The organism is Dellaglioa sp. CoH-56-MRSF-14 (assembly GCF_056782115.1).
Map to the genome: position 1 here is coordinate 1 of NZ_JBXAYB010000003.1, position 17,902 is coordinate 17,902.

The window sequence follows — 17,902 nt, forward strand, 5'->3', positions numbered from 1 at the left end:
GGACATACAAAAATCCCTCCATGATTATCGGATGAAATTATATTATTTCATCTGACAACCATAAAGGGATTATTACACAAGAAATTTCTTGTTGGAACTTTTTTTCATTTGTCTTTATAGAAATTTTCAATTAATCGATTAGGTATAAACCAAATTGATGGTACAATCAGACAAAAAATTAACACCAACTCTGGTTTAATAAATACTGACATCAATCCAATAAGTGAAAAAGATAACGACACCCATGTTTTATTGTCATTTTTAATTGCTTTTGCTAAATTTGATTCAGGCCCATTTGCTCGAAGTAATTCATTAGTTAATACTACATACATAATATTAAATAATAGAAAGACAAGGCCATATAAAAAGGCAGGCGCAAATTTATTATAATGTTCACCAACCCAGCTTGTTGCAAATGGCATGAATGACATTACAAACATAAATCCAGTATTAACAATCAACACCCGCCCATTGATTTTATCCGCCAATTGAAACATGTGATGATGATTATTCCAGGTGACACCAATTAAAAAGAAACTTAATACGTAAGCTAAAAAAGTACTTTGAAGCGGTATTAAATCTGAAAATGTGTCTCCCTCTGGTGCTTTTAACTCTAAAACCATGATTGTCATAATAATAGCAACTACAGCATCTGTGAACGCTTCAACTCTACCTTTTGACATACGAACCCCCTAAATTTTTATAAATTTAGTATTACAAAGATTAGTCATTAAATCAACTAAAAATAATTCCACTTTTTAAAGATAAAATATACTTCCAACAAATATGGCAGGCATAAACTGGTAGGTTAATTTATATTTTAATGATCAACTGGGACCATATTTATCATTTATTATGTTAACTATTTCTCTTTAATTTATATATTTTAATATATTATTAGTTAATACAAATAAATTAAGGAGTTCTAGTCTATGAATAAATTAAAATGGTTTTCCGGCGGAGATGATCGTGGAAAACAGGCCGAACAAATTATTACCGATTTATTAACTGATTTAAGTACAAATAATGGTAATAATACACTTAAAATTACGTTACAAGCTTATCTCGAAGAACTAAAACAAAAACGTTCTTCTGTTCCATTCATTTTAAGTCGCATGAACTTAGATCTTTCTAAAGCCATCAGGAATGATGAACAACCTTTATCTGACAATCAATCTAAAAAATTAAAAGAGTTAACCTCTATCTCCAATATTAGATATGGTTACTAACTATATTCTTTCTTGGTTTATACCTTTATTTTAATATAAAGTTCGTAAAAAACGACTACTTACAAAAATAATCCTTTGTAAATGGTCATTTTTTGTGTCCGTAATTTCTAACAAATTAATTTATTTTTTCATAATAGACCTCTAATTTTATGGCAAAATAAAAAAGATAACTCGTCGAATCAAGTCATCTTTTCATCTGTTATGTTGAATAGGATTGTCAAAAATCACCTTAAAAACACCTTAATTTGCATTCAAACTCATTCAATCTTATTCAAACTTTTAAAATGCAAAAGTGATATTTTATAAGGCTTTTCAACCTTATTCAAACTGTAAAATGGAGATGGCGGGAGTCGAACCCGCGTCCAAGCATATTGCCACTCAAACATCTACGTTCATAGTTATACTATTTAAAATTCGCCAACCGTAGCGCCGTATAACAGGGCTAACACGTCTGACTAACCTGATTAGTCTCTTTTAACTTCTCCAGGTGGAAGAAGTTAACGTAAGTCCACTTAATTTAGGACCCAGATCTAGCACATGGACGATACTAGGAGGATCTACGTTAGAGCGCTATTAAGCAGCTAAAGCGTAAGTATTACTATTATTTTTTGCAGTTATAATTTAACTGAGCGTTTTAACGAAGACGCAAACTTCGAAACGCAATCCAAGCTCAACCTATACCTGTCGAATCCTGAACATCCCCATAACAACTATAAACATACCATATTTATCAGTTAAAATAAAGATGTAACCTGACGACTTATTCTTTGACAAAAAAATGTCATTCAACTATTGTGAAGACAGTTACTTAGAAAGGGAGTTATAAAATGAAAATTGGAATTATTGGTGCAACTGGTAAACAAGGACAATCTACATTAAAAGAGGCAGTTTCTCGTCATTTAGATGTTACTGCTATTATTAGAAATAAAAGCAAATTAACAGAAGATGTTCCTTTTATAGAAAAAGATCTTTTCAAGTTAACAACTGCTGATTTAGAATTATTTGATGTTATTGTAGATGCTTTTAACGCTCCATTTGGTCAAGAAAATCTTCATCAAACATCATTAAAACATTTAACGGATATCTTAGCTGATACTAAGGTTAAGCTCGTTATTGTTGGTGGCGCAAGTAGTCTTTTCGTTGATTCTGAAAAAACACTGTTACTTGGTGATACACCTGACTTCCCTGAAGGTGCTAAAGCAACAGCCAAAAATATGCGTGATGCTTTAGTCACACTCCGTACCGTTTCAAATGTAGATTGGGTCTATATTTCACCAGCTGCATTTTTCAATCCTAGTGGCGAAAAAACAGGCCACTATCAAATTGCCGGTGACGTTTTAACAATGAATTCACAAGGTAATAGTGAAATTAGCTATGCCGACTTCTCTATCGCATTGGTTGATGAAATTGAATCTAATTCACATCATCAAGAACGTTTTAGCGTTGTTTCTAAATAAATTTAATTATCTGCCACTTTCACAAGAAAGTGGTTTTTTTTGTAAAAAAATAAGTGATAATCATCACTTATTTTTACGTCATTATCTAAATTATATTTTAATATTTACCTGCTAAAACGTCATCAATTAAATCTAAGACGCTATCATCTTGATTTGAACCGATACGATGATTTGCCATTTTAGCTGCCATATTTGAAGACTTTTCCATTGCAAAACTTAATGGTGTGTATGCCAACATCTCAGCATCATTATCATTATCTCCAACGGTTACTACTTCATCATCTTTTACATCCCATAATTCTTGCAAAGCATTTAACCCATTTTGTTTTGTTGCCTCTTTAACATTGATATCAATAAATCCAAAACCAGAAACTTTTGCAACTAATGATTCATCAACATTTTCTTTTAATTTAACCGCAAATGTTTTATATTCGTCAATGGGGCCATTAATCGTAACTTTAGAAATAGTTTTTTCAACCTTACTTAAATTAGGGACCTTAATAATGTCTGGATAGTACGTATTAGCCATTTCTACAAAGTTATCAGACTCACTTGCATCAATATACCCACTCTCATCTGTTGATGCTAAGATTCCATAATTTGGCGATACCTTTTGGATATATAAAACTGTTTTTTCAAATACGGCTGGATCAATATTAAATGATCTGATATGGGTGTTGCCATCATAAATAACCGCACCGTTATCTGAAACGTAACCTATTTCACCAGAGATACGTTTAAAAATATCTTTAATTTTCATAACTTGATTTCCACTTGCTACCACGAAATGAATCCCTTTATTTTTTAGTTCAACTAATTGGTGACTAAATCTAACTTCATCAAACGTTTTATTATCTCTTAAAAATGTACCATCTAAATCCACTGCAATTATCTTGACTGTCAAAATTACATTCCTCCGATTATGCTTTAATAACTCTATTATACTGCATAAGTAAACGGATACAAAGAACTAAAAAGAAACGCCCCTTGGAAAAGAACGTTTCTTTACAATTTATGATTTAAAATATCATCAATGCTATCCAAAACACTATCATTTTGATTCAACCCAATGATGTGTTTTGCTGTTTTTTTAGCTAACTTTGATCCGCTAGCCATAGAAAAACTATTCGGCGTGAACGCCAACATTTCTTGATCATTATCATTATCCCCAAATGTCGCAACTTCTTCATCCAAGATTTGCCAACGATTTTGTAGTAAATTTATGCCGTTTTTCTTTGTCGCGTTCACTAAATTAATATCAATATAACCAAATCCAGACGCTTTTGCTTGAAGTTTATTATTCATTTCAGTATTTAATTGTAATGATATTCTTTCATATAACGACACGGGAAAATGACCCGTCAGCATAGAAATTCCTTGATTAAGTGATACCAAATTATCGACTCCGGTTACTTTCGGATAATAATCATTTACATCTTGAATAAATGTATCAGATTCCCGTTTATCATAGAAACCTCCTTGATTATTAACCGCTAATAGTCCTATTTCAGTGAATGTTTCCTTCAAATACTGAATCGTTTCTTGATAGAGACTATTTTCAAAAATGTATTCTTTCAATAACTCTTTTGCATCTTGAATGACTGCTCCATTTTCAGCAACGTAACCAATTTTATCTTTAATTTCTTTAAAATATTGTTCAATGGCTAAGGTTGGATTCCCACTTGCTACCACAAAATGTATTCCCTGTTGTTGCATCCTTTCAAATTGATGCGAAAATCTTTCTTTATCGTATGATTTATCATCCCTTAAAAATGTACCATCTAAATCTACTGCAATTAATTTAATCGTCATCCCTGCCACCTCTAACGTTATTATACATGATTTCTATACATAACTATATTCTTCAAATGGCGTATCAAACCAGTCATAACGCATTATAATTTGCATGACTCGATTCACAGGAATCCACAATCCCGACCGTAAAATATCTTTCATTGTCTCTAGAAATATCTTGTCATTTTTTGTACTATTTGGTTGTTTAATTTTTATAATTTCTGAATTTTCAGTTTTTACAGTAATAATATGATTGTTCAACGCAATGACTTGTGCAGAAACGATATTATCACTTATTAATTTATTATCTTTGTTTTTATCTATTTTCATTTTGTTAAACTTCCTTTCTGGTATAGGTTCATACTACCTTGGCTTTATGACTTATCTATGAAGTTATTAATAATAAATCATTAAAAAAAGCTTAACCAGTTTAAGAACTGATTAAGCCTTAAATTAATAAACAACAACAGGTTCGTTTTGTGAAACGTTCGCAAATAAAGTTGCCATTGCGGCTGGTTTTGTATTAACACAACCACCAGAACCATCTTTAAGATAAGCTGTTTTAGACCAATTTGTTCTCCAACTAGCGTCATGGAAACCAATTCCACTATTTGTGAATTGAGCCCAGTAACTAACTTTGACAGAATAATTAGCTTTACCAACTTCACTACCTTTAAGTATTGATGGCGTTTGTTTGTACATAATATACCAAACACCCTTAGTTGTATCTTCACCAGTACTATGTTTACCAGTTGCAACATCAGTTGTTAAAACAACCTTGCCATTTTTATGGATCCAAACTTTCTGCTGCGCAATTGACACTTCAGCATACGTATCTCCAAGTCCATCATTTGCAGTCGTTGTGTAACCAGTTCCATAAGTATTATAGCCAACACCATATTTATCATTGGTTGCGTCAATAGCTGCAGTACCATCTTCTAACGCTGTCAAAACATGTGTCACTGAGTCATTCATTCCAAGGGCCCAACCATATGATTGTCCACTAACTGGAACAGTACTTCCTGTAGCCGTTTTAAAATTATACTTTTTATTCAATGTTGCTTGTTTCTTATTAATTTCATCTACTTTTGCAGAAATACCACTCGTATCAACAACATATTTACCATCTTCAACAGTTGCTTGCTTAAGAATATCTGCACCCTTCAACGTATACTTCGTTGATTGAACGGTATAAACAGTCTGTCTAGCAGCTAGTGTATCCAATTTTTCAGTATCAGCTTTAACTGTTTTACTGTCAGCAGATAAAGGTTGGAGTTCAGTATCCTTCAACTTCGTAATGCTACTATAGCCAGCCTTATCATAGGCAGCTAAAATTTGCTTAACATTATATTGATTCCCTTTTTTCCCAGGTGTTACTGATACTTTTCCATTTTTTAAAATGGGACTTGCATCAACAGCCACTGTTCTTGTTTTATTTAACTTTGTTAGTTGGGTTTTTAATTGTGCTTTTAATTGATCCTTAACTGTTGTATTCAACTTTTGTGGAACAATCGCATAATTTTTCTTAACATTTGAAGGAAGAATGGTACGTTGCTTCTTCAACAATGCTTTAATCGCTGGCTTATCTTCATCAGTAAAACCAGTTGTTGTATCTTTTGCATCGACTATTTTTGTTTTACCTACATAAATAACATTTTTTGACGTTTCATTTTTTAACTTACTAATAACTTTATCAACACTTAATCCACTGACATCTGTATCATTAATTGTGATGCCTTTATTAAAATGCATACTTTGATTGAAACTTGCTCCACCAAGAATTCCCAAAACTAAAATACTTCCGATACTAATACCAATCTTTAACGATTTTTTCATAGTTTTTCACCTCATATTATGAATTCATAGTGCGCTATTCCCAATAAAAATATCATACCGCACTATGAATGTCGAATCAATTTTGTTGTTTTCTAAATTATACTCTTTATAACTTTTAAAATCTTTTAAATAATATTTGACAATAATATCAGATTTATCTATACTACATTTATCAACTAACTCAGAGAGGAAATCAAGCCTATGACTTATTCACAAGTAAAACTTAATAATCGTTGGCAAAGCCGGTTATTCAGATTGTAGTCTGTTTTTTACAGATATAATCTGTCTATTCAGATTGTATCTGTATATCGGTTTGGTTTCTATAAATCAAAACCCCTGTATGGATATCAGTATATTCATGCGGGGGTTTTGTCTTTCAAGACGGCCCTCGAATCTGAGGACTGTCTTTTTTTATTAAAAATTAAAGGGGTACTTATAAAATGAAACGATTAATTGGAACCATTATTGCGTTATTTTTATTCTTAGTGATTGCTTTTTTCTCAACACTTCAACCAACAACATTTTCAAACGCTAAAGGAGTACCAACAATTGGTATTCTTCAATTAACAACACATCCTGCACTGGATGCGATTCATAAAGGAATTATTGCTGGATTAGAAAAAGAAGGTTACGTACCTGGTAAGTCTGTGAATATTGATTTCCAAAATGCTGAAGCTGATCAAAGTAATTTAAAATCAATGAGTGACAAGTTTAATAATGAAAATGTTAATCTCATGATTGGTATCGCAACACCCTCTGCACAATCTTTAGCTAATGTAACTAAAAAAACACCAATTATTTTAGGTGCCGTTACTGATCCAAAAGGTTCTGGTTTAGTTAGCAACAATCAGAAACCAGGTAATAATATCACCGGTGTTTCTGATCAAGCACCTATTAAAGCACAGTTAGCTTTAATGAAGGAACTAATACCTAATATGAAAACCGTGGGTGTCCTTTACACATCAAGTGACGATTCAGCTACAAAACAGTATCAACAATTTAAATCTGCAGCAATCAAATCAGGCTTAGAAGTTAAATCGGCAACAATTACCTCTACAAATGATGTTGACCAAGTGTCACAATCGCTCGTAGCATCTGTTGATGCCGTTTATGTCCCCACGGATAACACAGTAGCATCAAGTATGCAGACTCTCGTTAAAAATGCGACACAAGCTAAAATTCCAATTTTCCCTGCAGTAGATACAATGGTCAAAAATGGCGGCTTGGCAACTATTAGTATTAACCAATATGATTTAGGTGTAGCCACTGGTAAAATGGCTGCTGCCGTTCTTTCTGGAAAAAGTGTCCCTGCAACAACACCAATTAATTTTGTAAAAAAAGGTGATCTTGTTATTAATTTGAAAACAGCAAAGGCCTTAAATATTACAATTCCACAAGCATTAATTGATCAAGCCAAAAATAAAGGAGAGTTAATCAAATGACAATTATTGTATCTGCTATCGGACAAGGACTCCTATGGGGGGTTTTAGGTCTTGGTCTTTATCTTTCATTTAGAATTTTAGACTTTCCTGATATGACTGTCGAAGGTACTTTTCCAATGGGCGCCAGCGTAACTGTGATTTGTCTAATCCACGGAGTTAACCCGCTTCTGGCCACATTCTTTGCATTTCTAGCAGGGACACTAGCTGGTCTAGCCACCGGGTTACTTTATACAAAAGGTAAAATTCCGATTTTATTAGCTGGAATCCTTGTCATGACAAGTTTATATTCAATTAACCTACGAATTTTAACAAAAGCAAATATCAGTTTACTTGGACAAAATACAATTTTTTCTGCTCACTTTCTAACTAATCTTCCTGCATCTTTTGATTCCGTTGTATTAGGGCTCATTCTGGTTATCATTAGTATTGGCTTACTCGCTTTCTTTTTAAATACCGAATTAGGCCAAGCGTTCATCGCAACCGGTGATAATGAAAAAATGGCCCGCTCACTTGGTATCCAAACCGATCGTATGAAGATTTTAGGACTAATGGTTTCAAATGGCTTCATCGGACTTGCCGGTGGGCTAATCGCGCAAAATAATGGCTATGCTGATATCAGTATGGGTATCGGAACGATTGTCATTGGGCTTGCTGCAATTATTATCGGTGAAGTTGTTTTTGGTAACTTATCATTAACAGCACGTTTGGTTGCCGTTGTCATTGGTAGTATTTTCTACCGATTTGTTATTTTAATTGTATTAACATTAGGCTTTAACGCAAACGATTTAAAATTAATTTCTGCTATTATTTTAGCATTCTGTTTAATGTTACCAACTCTCCGAAAAGCGCTAAGACTAAATACTTTGTTTGAAGGAGGCCATTCAAAATGACTGAACCCATTTTTTCACTTTCCAATATCGTCACTACCGTTAATACCGGTACTTCTGAGGAGCAACAAATCTTAAAAAATTTAAACCTCACCATCAATAAAGGCGATTTTATAACTGTAATTGGTACTAATGGCGCTGGTAAATCGACCCTTTTCAATACAATTGCTGGTAATATTAAACCAACGAGTGGCAAAATTATGTTACGCAATAAAAATATTACGAATGAAAATGATATTAAACGGACAAATTATATTAGTCGTGTTTTTCAAGATCCTAAAATGGGCACAGCACCTAGAATGACAGTCGCTGAAAATCTATTATTAGCCTTAAATCGAGGCAGTCGCCGTCGGTTTAAACCTCGTCATTTAAAACAAAAAATGACGCAATTTCGTGAATTAACCGCAAAGATGCCAAATGGTTTATCAGAACATTTAAATACACCTGCTGGAAACTTGTCTGGTGGTCAACGTCAAACATTAAGTTTTTTAATGGCAACTTTGATTCAACCTGACTTACTGCTACTAGATGAACATACGGCCGCCCTCGACCCCAAAACAAGCCAAGAATTATTAAAATTAACCGCCGAAATTGTTGAACAAGAACAATTATCTTGTCTAATGATTACGCATCACTTAGAGGACGCATTATCATATGGTAATCGAACAATTGTCTTAAATGATGGTCAGATTCAATCTGATTTATCAGGTGAAAAACGTGCCAACCTATCTACGACTGATTTATTAGCCTATTTTAATGATTTAGAATAAAAAATACCACAACCTTATAAAAGTTGTGGTATTTTTTTACGATTTTATATTCGCTTTCTTAGTTGCAATAACAACAACTGCCAAGGCAAGTAAGATTAATAATGTCGAACCAACGAACAAACCGTTGTATGACAATCGTTCAATTACGATTCCACCAACTAATGGTCCTAACGCTTTACCAATAGATGCGGCAATATTAATCGTTCCTTGTGCCTTACCTTCTTGACCTGGCTCGGCCAGTTCATTAATCCATGCCGGAATGGCTGGGAATGCGACCATTTCACCTAACGTCAACAAGACCATTGAAAAGACAAAATGAGAAAAGTCTTTCGCAAAAATAAGTGTTGTAAATGATAACGCAAATAAGCCAACACCCATAATAATTTGTCTAAATAATGACTTAGCAATTGTTCTCGTTACAAGCGTCACTAGTGGTTGTCCAAAAACAATGAGTCCTGCATTAATCGTCCATAATAAACTATATTGACTCAATGGAATATCTAACTTATCCATATAAATTGATAAATTACTTTGCCATTGCTCGTAACTCAACCAAATAACCAGGAATGTTAACCACATTGCGCCGATAATCCAAACTTTGGGATTAACACCAGCTGATTGTTCTGATTTTGTTGGTTTCACTTTTTTTCGTATTGGATCAACTCTATACGCTAAAATAGCAGTAATCAAAAATATTGAATATAAAATTAATGCTGATACAAAGACCATTGTGACACTAACTTCAATCACGTATCCAACTAATAATGTCCCAATAACAATCCCTAAATTTAAAGCTAAATAAAAGAGATTAAAAACATATCGACTATCTTTTCTTCTAATTGTGGCCGCAAATGAATTTAAAATTGTTGCCACAATCCCGTTACCAAGACCCAAAATAACTAGCAAAATTGGGTATGCTGGCCAGCCATGCATGAAAACTAAGCCTAATACGGCCAACCATGCAATTACGATTCCTACCAATGTCGCATAATAAGGCCGCCATTTATCAAATAAATAACCACCAGCATAATTACCAATAATAGTCGCAACTGAGTTTATTAATAGTACAATTCCAGAAAATGTTAAACTTTTACCTAAATAGTTATGCATGTAAATTGTTGTTAACGGCCAGACGAAACTTGAACCTGCGCTACTAATCACTGAACCTATTAACAACCATTTTAATTTAATTTCTTTCGTCATTTTTTTCCGAAAGCCCCCTTTTTAAGGTTACTTAATGTTCAATTTTTCTAAATACTTTTGATTCTTTTCACGATCAAATTCATTTTCTGATTGTGCGATAATAACAGCTGCTAATGAATTACCAACAACATTGACGGTTGTACGACCCATATCTATGATTCTATCAACTCCAGCGATAAAAGCCAACCCCGAAGCAGGAACACCAATAGTTGAGATTGTCGCTAATAGGACGACAAATGATGCACCAGGTACTCCAGCCATCCCTTTAGACGTAATCATTAACACAATCAATAATGTAACTTGTTGTCCAATTGATAAATTAATATGGTATGCCTGTGCCAAAAACAGAGCAGCTATTGACTGATAAATTGCTGATCCATCTAGATTAAATGTATATCCTGTTGGAACAACAAAAGAAACAATTCCCTTTTTAACACCAAAATTTTCCATTTTTTCCATAATTTTAGGCAGTGCTGCTTCAGAACTAGCCGTTGAAAAAGCAAGAATCATTTCATCCTTGATTACCTTTAACAAGACGATTAAATTAATTTTAAATAATTTAGCAACAAGACCCATTACTACAATAACAAAAAATATCATCGTTATATAGGTCACAATAATAAAGAACCCTAATGGTTTTAAAGCAGAAACGCCTAATTGTGCTATTGTGACACCAATTAATGCAAAAACACCGATAGGTGCCAATTTCATTACCCAGTTTGTCACTTTGAACATAACTTCAGATACAGCTGAGAAGAAATCAATAATCGGTTTTCCCTTCTCACCTAGCGTTGCTGTCCCGAGTCCAAATAAAACGGAAAAGAAGATAATAGGCAGCATATCACCTTTAACAAGTGCCTCAAAAATATTAGTTGGCACAATATGCATTAAAATCGTACTCAACCCAGTAGAGGTTGAGTTTTCAGTTGTAACATATTGACTAATATCGACTTTATTTAAAGCTGTAATATCTATAAATTGTCCGGGTTTAGTTAAGTTACCAACAATTAATCCTAATGCAATCGCAATTGTTGTCATAATTTCAAAGTAAATTAATGTTTTTCCACCGATTCTACCTAATTTGTGGATATCTCCCATATTGGCGATTCCGACCACTAGACATGAAACAACAATCGGTAAGACAATCATTTTGATCATATTAATAAAGATGGTTCCCAGCGGTTGAAGTGAGTTAATAATGAGTTTATTTTGATACCCAATAGCACCAATAATAATTCCTAAAATTAATCCAATTAAAATTTGCCACCCAAGACTAATTCGGTACGCTTTATAATATTTCAATTTAACCATCCTCACTATATTTTAATTTACTATGGTTAATCTTATCATATATACGAACAATTATGTTATTTTTTTATTAAAAAAGAGCAAAAAACTGTAAAATGAGTTTTTCGCTCTTTTAACATTCATATTTTTAAAATATTATCTGATGACACTAACGGAACATTGTGCATTTTGAGCCATATAACTAGCTTGAGAGCCAATAAATAATTTCTTTGAATTACTTGGCGTATTCGTTTTTGAACCGCAAATTAGAATATCCGGTTTAAAATCTGGAATAACCTTCTCAACAATTTCAGAACCTGGTCTACCAGCAGAAACAATTGCTTGTACATTTTTAACGCCAAAATCATGCGCCTTATCTACATAGCGTTCGATACTTTCTTCAAGTAATTTTTTATTTTCTTTGATAACAACTGGTGACATAGAATCAAAAATATTCATATCACCTGTCTCTAATATTGAAACAATCCCTAAAGGAATTTGTTGTAACTTAGCTAACGCTACCGCATAATTAAAAGCTAAAATTGATGATTCAGAATCATCCTCATCTATGGCAACTAAAACGCGTTTAAAAGTTACCGGTGTTATGTCAAAGTCCAACTTTTCTAATCTATTATTCATATCGTCACTCCTCACTTGTTTTGTTGCCATTATTGATGATTTTACTTACGCCAGTTACTTGGGCTCCAAAGCTGCCCTTCCATTGAGCCATGCAAGCTCTCAATTTCAACTGACTGATCTTTTAATAGCGCAATTGTAGCTTCAATCAATAATTGGTTTTCTTCTGTTTCAATTTTTTTAAGCTCAGCAATTGTCCAGTCAACATTTCCATCCATTTTAATCACTCCTTTTACTCATACAAACGTACCATAATTAGATTAATAAATTGAATTTAATGCTTACTATTTTCCAAGGCGATGATGAGTTTTGCTAACTGTTCATCACTTGCAGCAAAACTTATTCTAAAGTAGCCCTCACCAAATTCTGTGAATGCACTACCTGGAACAACAGCTACCTTTTCTTTCAGAGCAAGTTGCTGACAAAATTCAACTGACGTTAATTTTAGTTTTTTAGGTATTTCAACGAATAAATAAAAGGCGCCATCTGGTTTAATTAAATTATAACCTAATTTTTCTAAGGCTGTTACCAATCTATCACGACGAATATGATAAGCATCTCTCATTGGTACACTATCTTGCTTCCCATTTTTAACAGCTTCAAGTGCAGCTACTTGTGATAAAGTTGCCGCGGTCGTTACGTGATATTGGTGGACCTTTTTCATAGCATTAATTAATCGTTCTTCAGCTAATACAAACCCAATCCGCCAACCGGTCATTGCATGTGATTTAGACAATCCCATTATTAAAATTGTCCCTTCAGGATACAAATTAGCCATGGAAATATGCGGTTGTTCATAGGTTAACTCGCAGTAAATTTCATCGCTCATCACCCAAATGTCATGTTTTTTCAAAACATCTTTAATAGAAGATAACTCAATTTTACCATAAGAAACACCGGTAGGGTTAGTTGGATAATTAAATATAAATCCAACGATAGCTTTATTCTTATTTTCCTGCAATGTCTTTTCAATAAGCTCTGCCGTTACCCTAAAGTTCGTCGTACGTGTATCCATAAAAATAGGTTTAACGCCTTGTAACTGCATTAATGGCAAGTAAGCTGGATAACAAGGAACTGGTACTAAAATGTAATCTCCTGGTGTTGTTACCGTCTTTAATGCTGTAGCAATTGCCTCAGTTGCCCCAACGGTCACTAAAACATTCTTTGCGTCATAAGCCAATTCAAACTTTTCATTATAATAATCAGCAGTTGCCTGTCGTAATTCTGGATTACCAGCTGAGGCTTCATAATGTGTTTGTCCGTTATCAAGCGCTGTTTTTGTAGCGTCCATAATATGTTGAGGTGTGATGAAATTAGGTTCACCTAACGTTAACTTATCGATACCGTCTATTTTGGAGACCCATTCATCAAATCGACGAATACCTGATAATTGTATCTGATCAGCTACTGTATTTATTTTGATCATTAAGACACCTTCTCCGAATTAGAATGAATCTTAATTATACATCAAAAAAATAACGATTTATAAAAATTCTTATAAATCGTTATTTCAACTTATCTAAACATTGTTTTCGTTGCTTTTGCCAAAACTTTTGGCATTTTTTCATAATGATGTAATGGTGTTAATTGCGTATCTGAAATTCCTAAGAACTTATACACAGCAATTTGTGCACAACGGAACGAATACTGTTCTGTAAAGACCATATCAAATGGCATTTCTGCAAATTGACTAATAAAGGCCAAATTCTTTGAATGTTCAGGTACAACGTCAGGACGATCACCAATTGCGCGACGGTTAAATAAGGCACTCGCATATGGCATATAAACAGGTATAACATTAACAACACTATCCATAATTTCATCTGTACGTTGGCTAATATTATTCGTAGCTGTATCTGTTTGAGCCAAATGGCCTAATAATTCTTCTAACATTTCGCGACCAGTCATCTCGATAAATGGTTTTTGAACAAAATCACCCTTGCGACGAGGATATAAACAGTAACCCCAGAATACAGTCTCATTTTCTTTTTGAGCATGGAAATGAGGTTGATGATGAACCACGATTGATAATAAATTATTACTATCAACCCAGGTATTCAATGCATTACCAGGTTCTTGTTGTGTAATCCGTGCAATTTCATTTACTGCTAAATGATTATCAGTTGTGACTGTAAAACTCATCCATTCACTTTGTTGACGATCATTAAAGAATTTATCTGGTTTACCTAAGTTATAGAAATGTTCAGTAGCTTGTTTCCATAATTTAGCACTAGGTGCATAGTCCATATTTTCCACAATCGGTGTATCAATATCGCCCATTGATGAACTATCTGTAATTGAACCATTCGTATCAAATACTAAATCGCCATCATTAATAATGATTTCGCCGACTTTATTATCATTATCGACTTCTTCATATTCAAGACCAGTGACAACAATATCGTCACGTAAAGCTGTATCTTTAAATTTAAATTCAGTTATCTTACGGTTATCCACAAAGGTTACACCACGGTCTGTAAGATATTTACGCATTGGTAAAATAATACTTTCATATTGGTTATATGGTGTTCTTGTAACACCTTCCAATGTGTTAATACGACTGAATTCAAGAATCATTCGGTTCATATAACGACGTAATTCCATTGCTGAACTTTCCTTTTTGAAGGCAAAAGTTGTTTGCCACATATACCAGAAATTAGTTGTAAACATGTGTGGACTATTTTCAAACCATTTTTCAATACTGATATCATTAATCTCTGATTCCTTTGATTCAGGCATCGTCATTAATTTTGTTAGTAAAACGCGATCTCGTGTATTAAATTGCATATGACGATAATCATTCTTACCGCCTTTATTTCTAATACCATCCATTTTATCAATTAAGCGTGCAATATCATGCGTTGGATGTGCATGATCAAAATCTAAAATTTCATCTGTAACTGTCTTTCCAGGATTATCCAATGATGGCACTTCTCGAAGAACATCCCATAAGTTTTCATATGTTTCTTCATTCAACATACGACCACCTTTAGCTAGGAATCCTTTTTGATTACTCAAACCTTGGTTACCATATTCAGTCACATAATCTTTAACTGCAGCGCCATCATTAGCACCATGTTTTTCTAAACCAAACATCGTAATTTGGTCACCATGCCAGCCACCATCACGAATTAAATAGATACCTGCTGCTAAGTTACCAACACCTGTACCAATCATATATGCTTTTTGAGTCATAATCTATTCCTCCTTCGATTTTTCGCCTTCACGAATCATTTTAATTAAATGTTCCAAACGGTTTAATGTTTTTTCAGGTGTTAAAAAGTAAAAACGTTTTAATCCTGTTTGTTTATAATCAATAAGTCCCACATTTTTTAAAACTTTCAAATGATGTGAAACTGCCGGTTGTGATAACGCCATGCGGTCAACCAGCTCAGAAACCGTTAACTCTTGCCGTGACTTAGAACCTAGCAAAATAATTAATCGTTGTCTTTTTTCATCTGCCAAAGCGTTCAAAATATCTAGATTGGAAATAAATTCCTGTAGCGCTTCGGATTGCCCTGGTTCTAATTCTTCAGCTTCCATTGTCAATCATCCCCCTATATCTATCTTCATGAATATAATAACACCACGTTAGAATTTTAGCAACCGCTTTCAGTAAACGTTTTAATTTACTGCCTAATCTTTTTTATTCATCTTAATTTGAATTCATTTAAATAAAAAAAGTGGCTCTCTACATTAGTAGAAATCCACTTCACCTATCTTACATTTTATCCATTGTTTCATTTAATAATTCATCAACTTTATTATTACCTTCATTATCTGCATGACCCTTTGTCCATTCAAAATCAACATTAGTGAAAGCTGGTATTAATTCAGCAACTTGTTGCCAAAGTTCGACATTAAGTACTGTTTGACCATCCGCTTTTTTCCAATTTCGACGTTGCCAACCTACTAACCAATTTTTTTGAATTGCATTCAAGACATACTTCGAATCTAATATAAATACGACGTGTTCTTCTCGTAATCCTAAATCAATTAATTTTTTCATAGCTTGAAGAAATGCCATAATTTCCATATGATTATTAGTTTTACCTTTTTCACCATCTGTACCAGAAAAGGTCTCACCCGGTGTTTTAATATAAAAAGCCCATGCCGCAGTATCTTCTGCTAGGACGTGACCGCCTAATTTATTACCATGATTTCTCGAACCACCATCAGTCCAGACTTGAATTGAATCTGAAGTTAAAGTTACGGATTGATGAACTGCTGTCGCACTTTTTTTACTACCTGTCGCTGTTGGTCTAGGTGCCCCATCATCCATCCAATTTTGGGCTTCATCTCGCGTTTCAAATCCTTTGTATCGTGCCCCATCGTATCCATTAACCAACTTTGCCACATCAGGCCATTTTGTGAAAATACCCGTTTTACGTCCTTTATATACTGCATAAAAATTCTTAGCCAATTTAAATCACTCCATTAGTCAGTTTATTGATTCTTTTATTGTAAGCTAAAAGGCACTAAAAATATATTTAAATAAAAAATACTCATTCTAAAGTATGCAAAAAAACCACCGTTCTAATCAACGGTGGCCATCATTTATTTAACTAAATTATGCTTTTTTTGCTGCAACTGCTGCGTCGTTAGCTTTGCTTTCTTTTAAGAAAGTAGCAAGTTCTTGTTGTTTACGACGACGGTTCTTTTTGTTTGGAGTATTAACTGGACGACGATCGTTACCGACACCTGTATGGTTGTTTGATGACATTTCGCAATCCCCCTTTCTTACAATCTCTTAATTTTAAACTGTATTCAGAAATAATTCAAGTTAATCATTAATTTCTTATAATGGACTCAAAAAATTAAGTTCATAAATAAAAAAAGATAACCGGCAGTAAGTCGATCATCCTCTATGAATACTGCTCAGGTAGGGATCGAACCTACGACATCTTGATTAACAGTCAAGCGTTCTACCGCTGAACTACTGAGCAATCTTTATAATTCATTTCTGTCTATACTATTTTATACCATAGGTTAACCTATTTTGTAAAGATATTTTTGGTAATATTTACTCAATATGATTGTCTTTTAATATCGCATTCAAATCATTTTGAGCTTCTTCTGTTTTATGCCACTCTTGATATTCAGTAAATGCTTCTAGTGGCATTTCAAAATTTTGATTAATATATTTTTCATAATTAATAACGTGTGATGATCTGGGAATATTTAACTGTAGAATACGGACTTCTTTCAATAAATCTCTTTGAACTGCAAGTTCTGCTCTCCCATTTTGTACCATGTTCGATAATTCAAAATATTTAGAACCATCTTTTCTAGTAATTTCTTCAATTAATGATAAAACTTCATGACTTTTCATATTGAACCCAACTTTCTACATCTATTCTC

At 33.5% G+C, this 17,902-nt stretch carries 20 protein-coding genes, 1 tRNA gene and 1 other RNA gene; 5 read left to right on the forward strand and 17 right to left on the reverse strand.

All coding sequences use genetic code 11. The annotated features are described in order from the left end of the window. Positions 1 to 104: 104 nt before the first annotated feature. Positions 105 to 683: a TMEM175 family protein gene (locus tag AC1RPX_RS03685; RefSeq protein WP_409022266.1), complete on the reverse strand. Its 579-nt coding sequence runs from the start codon at positions 681 to 683 to the stop codon at positions 105 to 107. 249 nt (positions 684 to 932) lie between these two features. Between AC1RPX_RS03685 and AC1RPX_RS03690 the strand changes: the two genes are divergently transcribed. After that, on the forward strand, positions 933 to 1,229 hold the full coding sequence (locus AC1RPX_RS03690) for a bacteriocin immunity protein (RefSeq protein WP_481761412.1): 297 nt from the start codon (positions 933 to 935) through the stop codon (positions 1,227 to 1,229). Between the two features lie 332 nt (positions 1,230 to 1,561). Here the strand turns inward: AC1RPX_RS03690 and ssrA are convergent. Continuing rightward, positions 1,562 to 1,932, reverse strand: a transfer-messenger RNA (tmRNA) gene (ssrA, locus tag AC1RPX_RS03695). A gap of 124 nt (positions 1,933 to 2,056) precedes the next feature. Between ssrA and AC1RPX_RS03700 the strand changes: the two genes are divergently transcribed. Further along, the gene (locus tag AC1RPX_RS03700) at positions 2,057 to 2,686 is read left to right on the forward strand and encodes an NAD(P)-dependent oxidoreductase (protein WP_481761413.1); all 630 of its coding nucleotides are present in this window, start codon (positions 2,057 to 2,059) and stop codon (positions 2,684 to 2,686) included. 97 nt (positions 2,687 to 2,783) lie between these two features. On the opposite strand, the gene AC1RPX_RS03705 is transcribed toward AC1RPX_RS03700, so the two are convergent. The 4 genes from AC1RPX_RS03705 to AC1RPX_RS03720 form a co-directional block, all read right to left on the reverse strand. After that, positions 2,784 to 3,590: a Cof-type HAD-IIB family hydrolase gene (locus tag AC1RPX_RS03705; RefSeq protein ID WP_409022263.1), complete on the reverse strand. Its 807-nt coding sequence runs from the start codon at positions 3,588 to 3,590 to the stop codon at positions 2,784 to 2,786. Between the two features lie 101 nt (positions 3,591 to 3,691). Next, a complete protein-coding gene (locus tag AC1RPX_RS03710) occupies positions 3,692 to 4,498 on the reverse strand; it encodes a Cof-type HAD-IIB family hydrolase (RefSeq protein ID WP_481761414.1) in 807 nt (268 codons plus the stop codon). Positions 4,499 to 4,531: 33 nt separating this feature from the next. Continuing rightward, positions 4,532 to 4,810, reverse strand: a complete 279-nt coding sequence (locus AC1RPX_RS03715) for a hypothetical protein (protein ID WP_409022261.1) — start codon at positions 4,808 to 4,810, stop codon at positions 4,532 to 4,534. Positions 4,811 to 4,933: 123 nt separating this feature from the next. Continuing rightward, positions 4,934 to 6,316 carry a L,D-transpeptidase family protein gene (locus AC1RPX_RS03720; RefSeq protein ID WP_481761415.1) on the reverse strand — a complete coding sequence of 461 codons (1,383 nt, stop codon included), beginning with the start codon at positions 6,314 to 6,316 and terminating at the stop codon, positions 4,934 to 4,936. A 440-nt stretch (positions 6,317 to 6,756) separates the two neighbouring features. Here AC1RPX_RS03720 and trpX point away from each other — a divergent pair, with 440 nt between their 5' ends. The 3 genes from trpX to AC1RPX_RS03735 are packed head-to-tail and all read left to right on the forward strand — an operon-like array spanning position 6,757 to position 9,415. Next, positions 6,757 to 7,758 (forward strand): tryptophan ABC transporter substrate-binding protein, encoded by a 1,002-nt coding sequence (trpX, locus tag AC1RPX_RS03725; RefSeq protein WP_481761416.1) that lies wholly within the window; start codon positions 6,757 to 6,759, stop codon positions 7,756 to 7,758. Next, positions 7,755 to 8,648 carry an ABC transporter permease gene (locus tag AC1RPX_RS03730; protein ID WP_481761417.1) on the forward strand — a complete coding sequence of 298 codons (894 nt, stop codon included), beginning with the start codon at positions 7,755 to 7,757 and terminating at the stop codon, positions 8,646 to 8,648. Before trpX ends, AC1RPX_RS03730 begins: the two co-directional genes overlap by 4 nt. Beyond that, the gene (locus AC1RPX_RS03735; RefSeq protein ID WP_481761418.1) at positions 8,645 to 9,415 is read left to right on the forward strand and encodes an ABC transporter ATP-binding protein; all 771 of its coding nucleotides are present in this window, start codon (positions 8,645 to 8,647) and stop codon (positions 9,413 to 9,415) included. The genes AC1RPX_RS03730 and AC1RPX_RS03735 overlap by 4 nt, the downstream gene beginning before the upstream one ends. Positions 9,416 to 9,451: 36 nt before the next feature. Here AC1RPX_RS03735 and AC1RPX_RS03740 read toward each other — a convergent pair whose 3' ends face one another. From AC1RPX_RS03740 to AC1RPX_RS03790, 11 genes are all read right to left on the reverse strand, one after another. Continuing rightward, the gene (locus tag AC1RPX_RS03740; protein WP_481761419.1) at positions 9,452 to 10,618 is read right to left on the reverse strand and encodes an MDR family MFS transporter; all 1,167 of its coding nucleotides are present in this window, start codon (positions 10,616 to 10,618) and stop codon (positions 9,452 to 9,454) included. Positions 10,619 to 10,645: 27 nt separating this feature from the next. Beyond that, a complete protein-coding gene (locus AC1RPX_RS03745) occupies positions 10,646 to 11,920 on the reverse strand; it encodes a cation:dicarboxylate symporter family transporter (RefSeq protein ID WP_481761420.1) in 1,275 nt (424 codons plus the stop codon). A 141-nt stretch (positions 11,921 to 12,061) separates the two neighbouring features. Further along, entirely contained in the window at positions 12,062 to 12,544 is a 483-nt protein-coding gene (locus AC1RPX_RS03750) for a universal stress protein (RefSeq protein ID WP_481761421.1), read from the reverse strand. 41 nt (positions 12,545 to 12,585) lie between these two features. Then, on the reverse strand, positions 12,586 to 12,759 hold the full coding sequence (locus AC1RPX_RS03755) for a hypothetical protein (RefSeq protein WP_409022253.1): 174 nt from the start codon (positions 12,757 to 12,759) through the stop codon (positions 12,586 to 12,588). Positions 12,760 to 12,815: 56 nt separating this feature from the next. Next, positions 12,816 to 13,967 carry an aminotransferase class I/II-fold pyridoxal phosphate-dependent enzyme gene (locus tag AC1RPX_RS03760; protein WP_481761422.1) on the reverse strand — a complete coding sequence of 384 codons (1,152 nt, stop codon included), beginning with the start codon at positions 13,965 to 13,967 and terminating at the stop codon, positions 12,816 to 12,818. A gap of 89 nt (positions 13,968 to 14,056) precedes the next feature. Then, entirely contained in the window at positions 14,057 to 15,736 is a 1,680-nt protein-coding gene (locus tag AC1RPX_RS03765; protein ID WP_481761423.1) for an oleate hydratase, read from the reverse strand. A 3-nt stretch (positions 15,737 to 15,739) separates the two neighbouring features. Further along, positions 15,740 to 16,084: an ArsR/SmtB family transcription factor gene (locus AC1RPX_RS03770; RefSeq protein WP_409022250.1), complete on the reverse strand. Its 345-nt coding sequence runs from the start codon at positions 16,082 to 16,084 to the stop codon at positions 15,740 to 15,742. Positions 16,085 to 16,262: 178 nt separating this feature from the next. Further along, positions 16,263 to 16,964 carry a ribonuclease H family protein gene (locus AC1RPX_RS03775; protein ID WP_481761424.1) on the reverse strand — a complete coding sequence of 234 codons (702 nt, stop codon included), beginning with the start codon at positions 16,962 to 16,964 and terminating at the stop codon, positions 16,263 to 16,265. Positions 16,965 to 17,111: 147 nt separating this feature from the next. After that, the gene (locus tag AC1RPX_RS03780) at positions 17,112 to 17,264 is read right to left on the reverse strand and encodes a hypothetical protein (RefSeq protein WP_409022248.1); all 153 of its coding nucleotides are present in this window, start codon (positions 17,262 to 17,264) and stop codon (positions 17,112 to 17,114) included. Between the two features lie 151 nt (positions 17,265 to 17,415). Continuing rightward, a tRNA-Asn gene (locus tag AC1RPX_RS03785) sits at positions 17,416 to 17,487 on the reverse strand. A gap of 77 nt (positions 17,488 to 17,564) precedes the next feature. Continuing rightward, a complete protein-coding gene (locus tag AC1RPX_RS03790) occupies positions 17,565 to 17,873 on the reverse strand; it encodes a hypothetical protein (RefSeq protein WP_409022247.1) in 309 nt (102 codons plus the stop codon). Between the last annotated feature and the right edge of the window lie 29 nt (positions 17,874 to 17,902).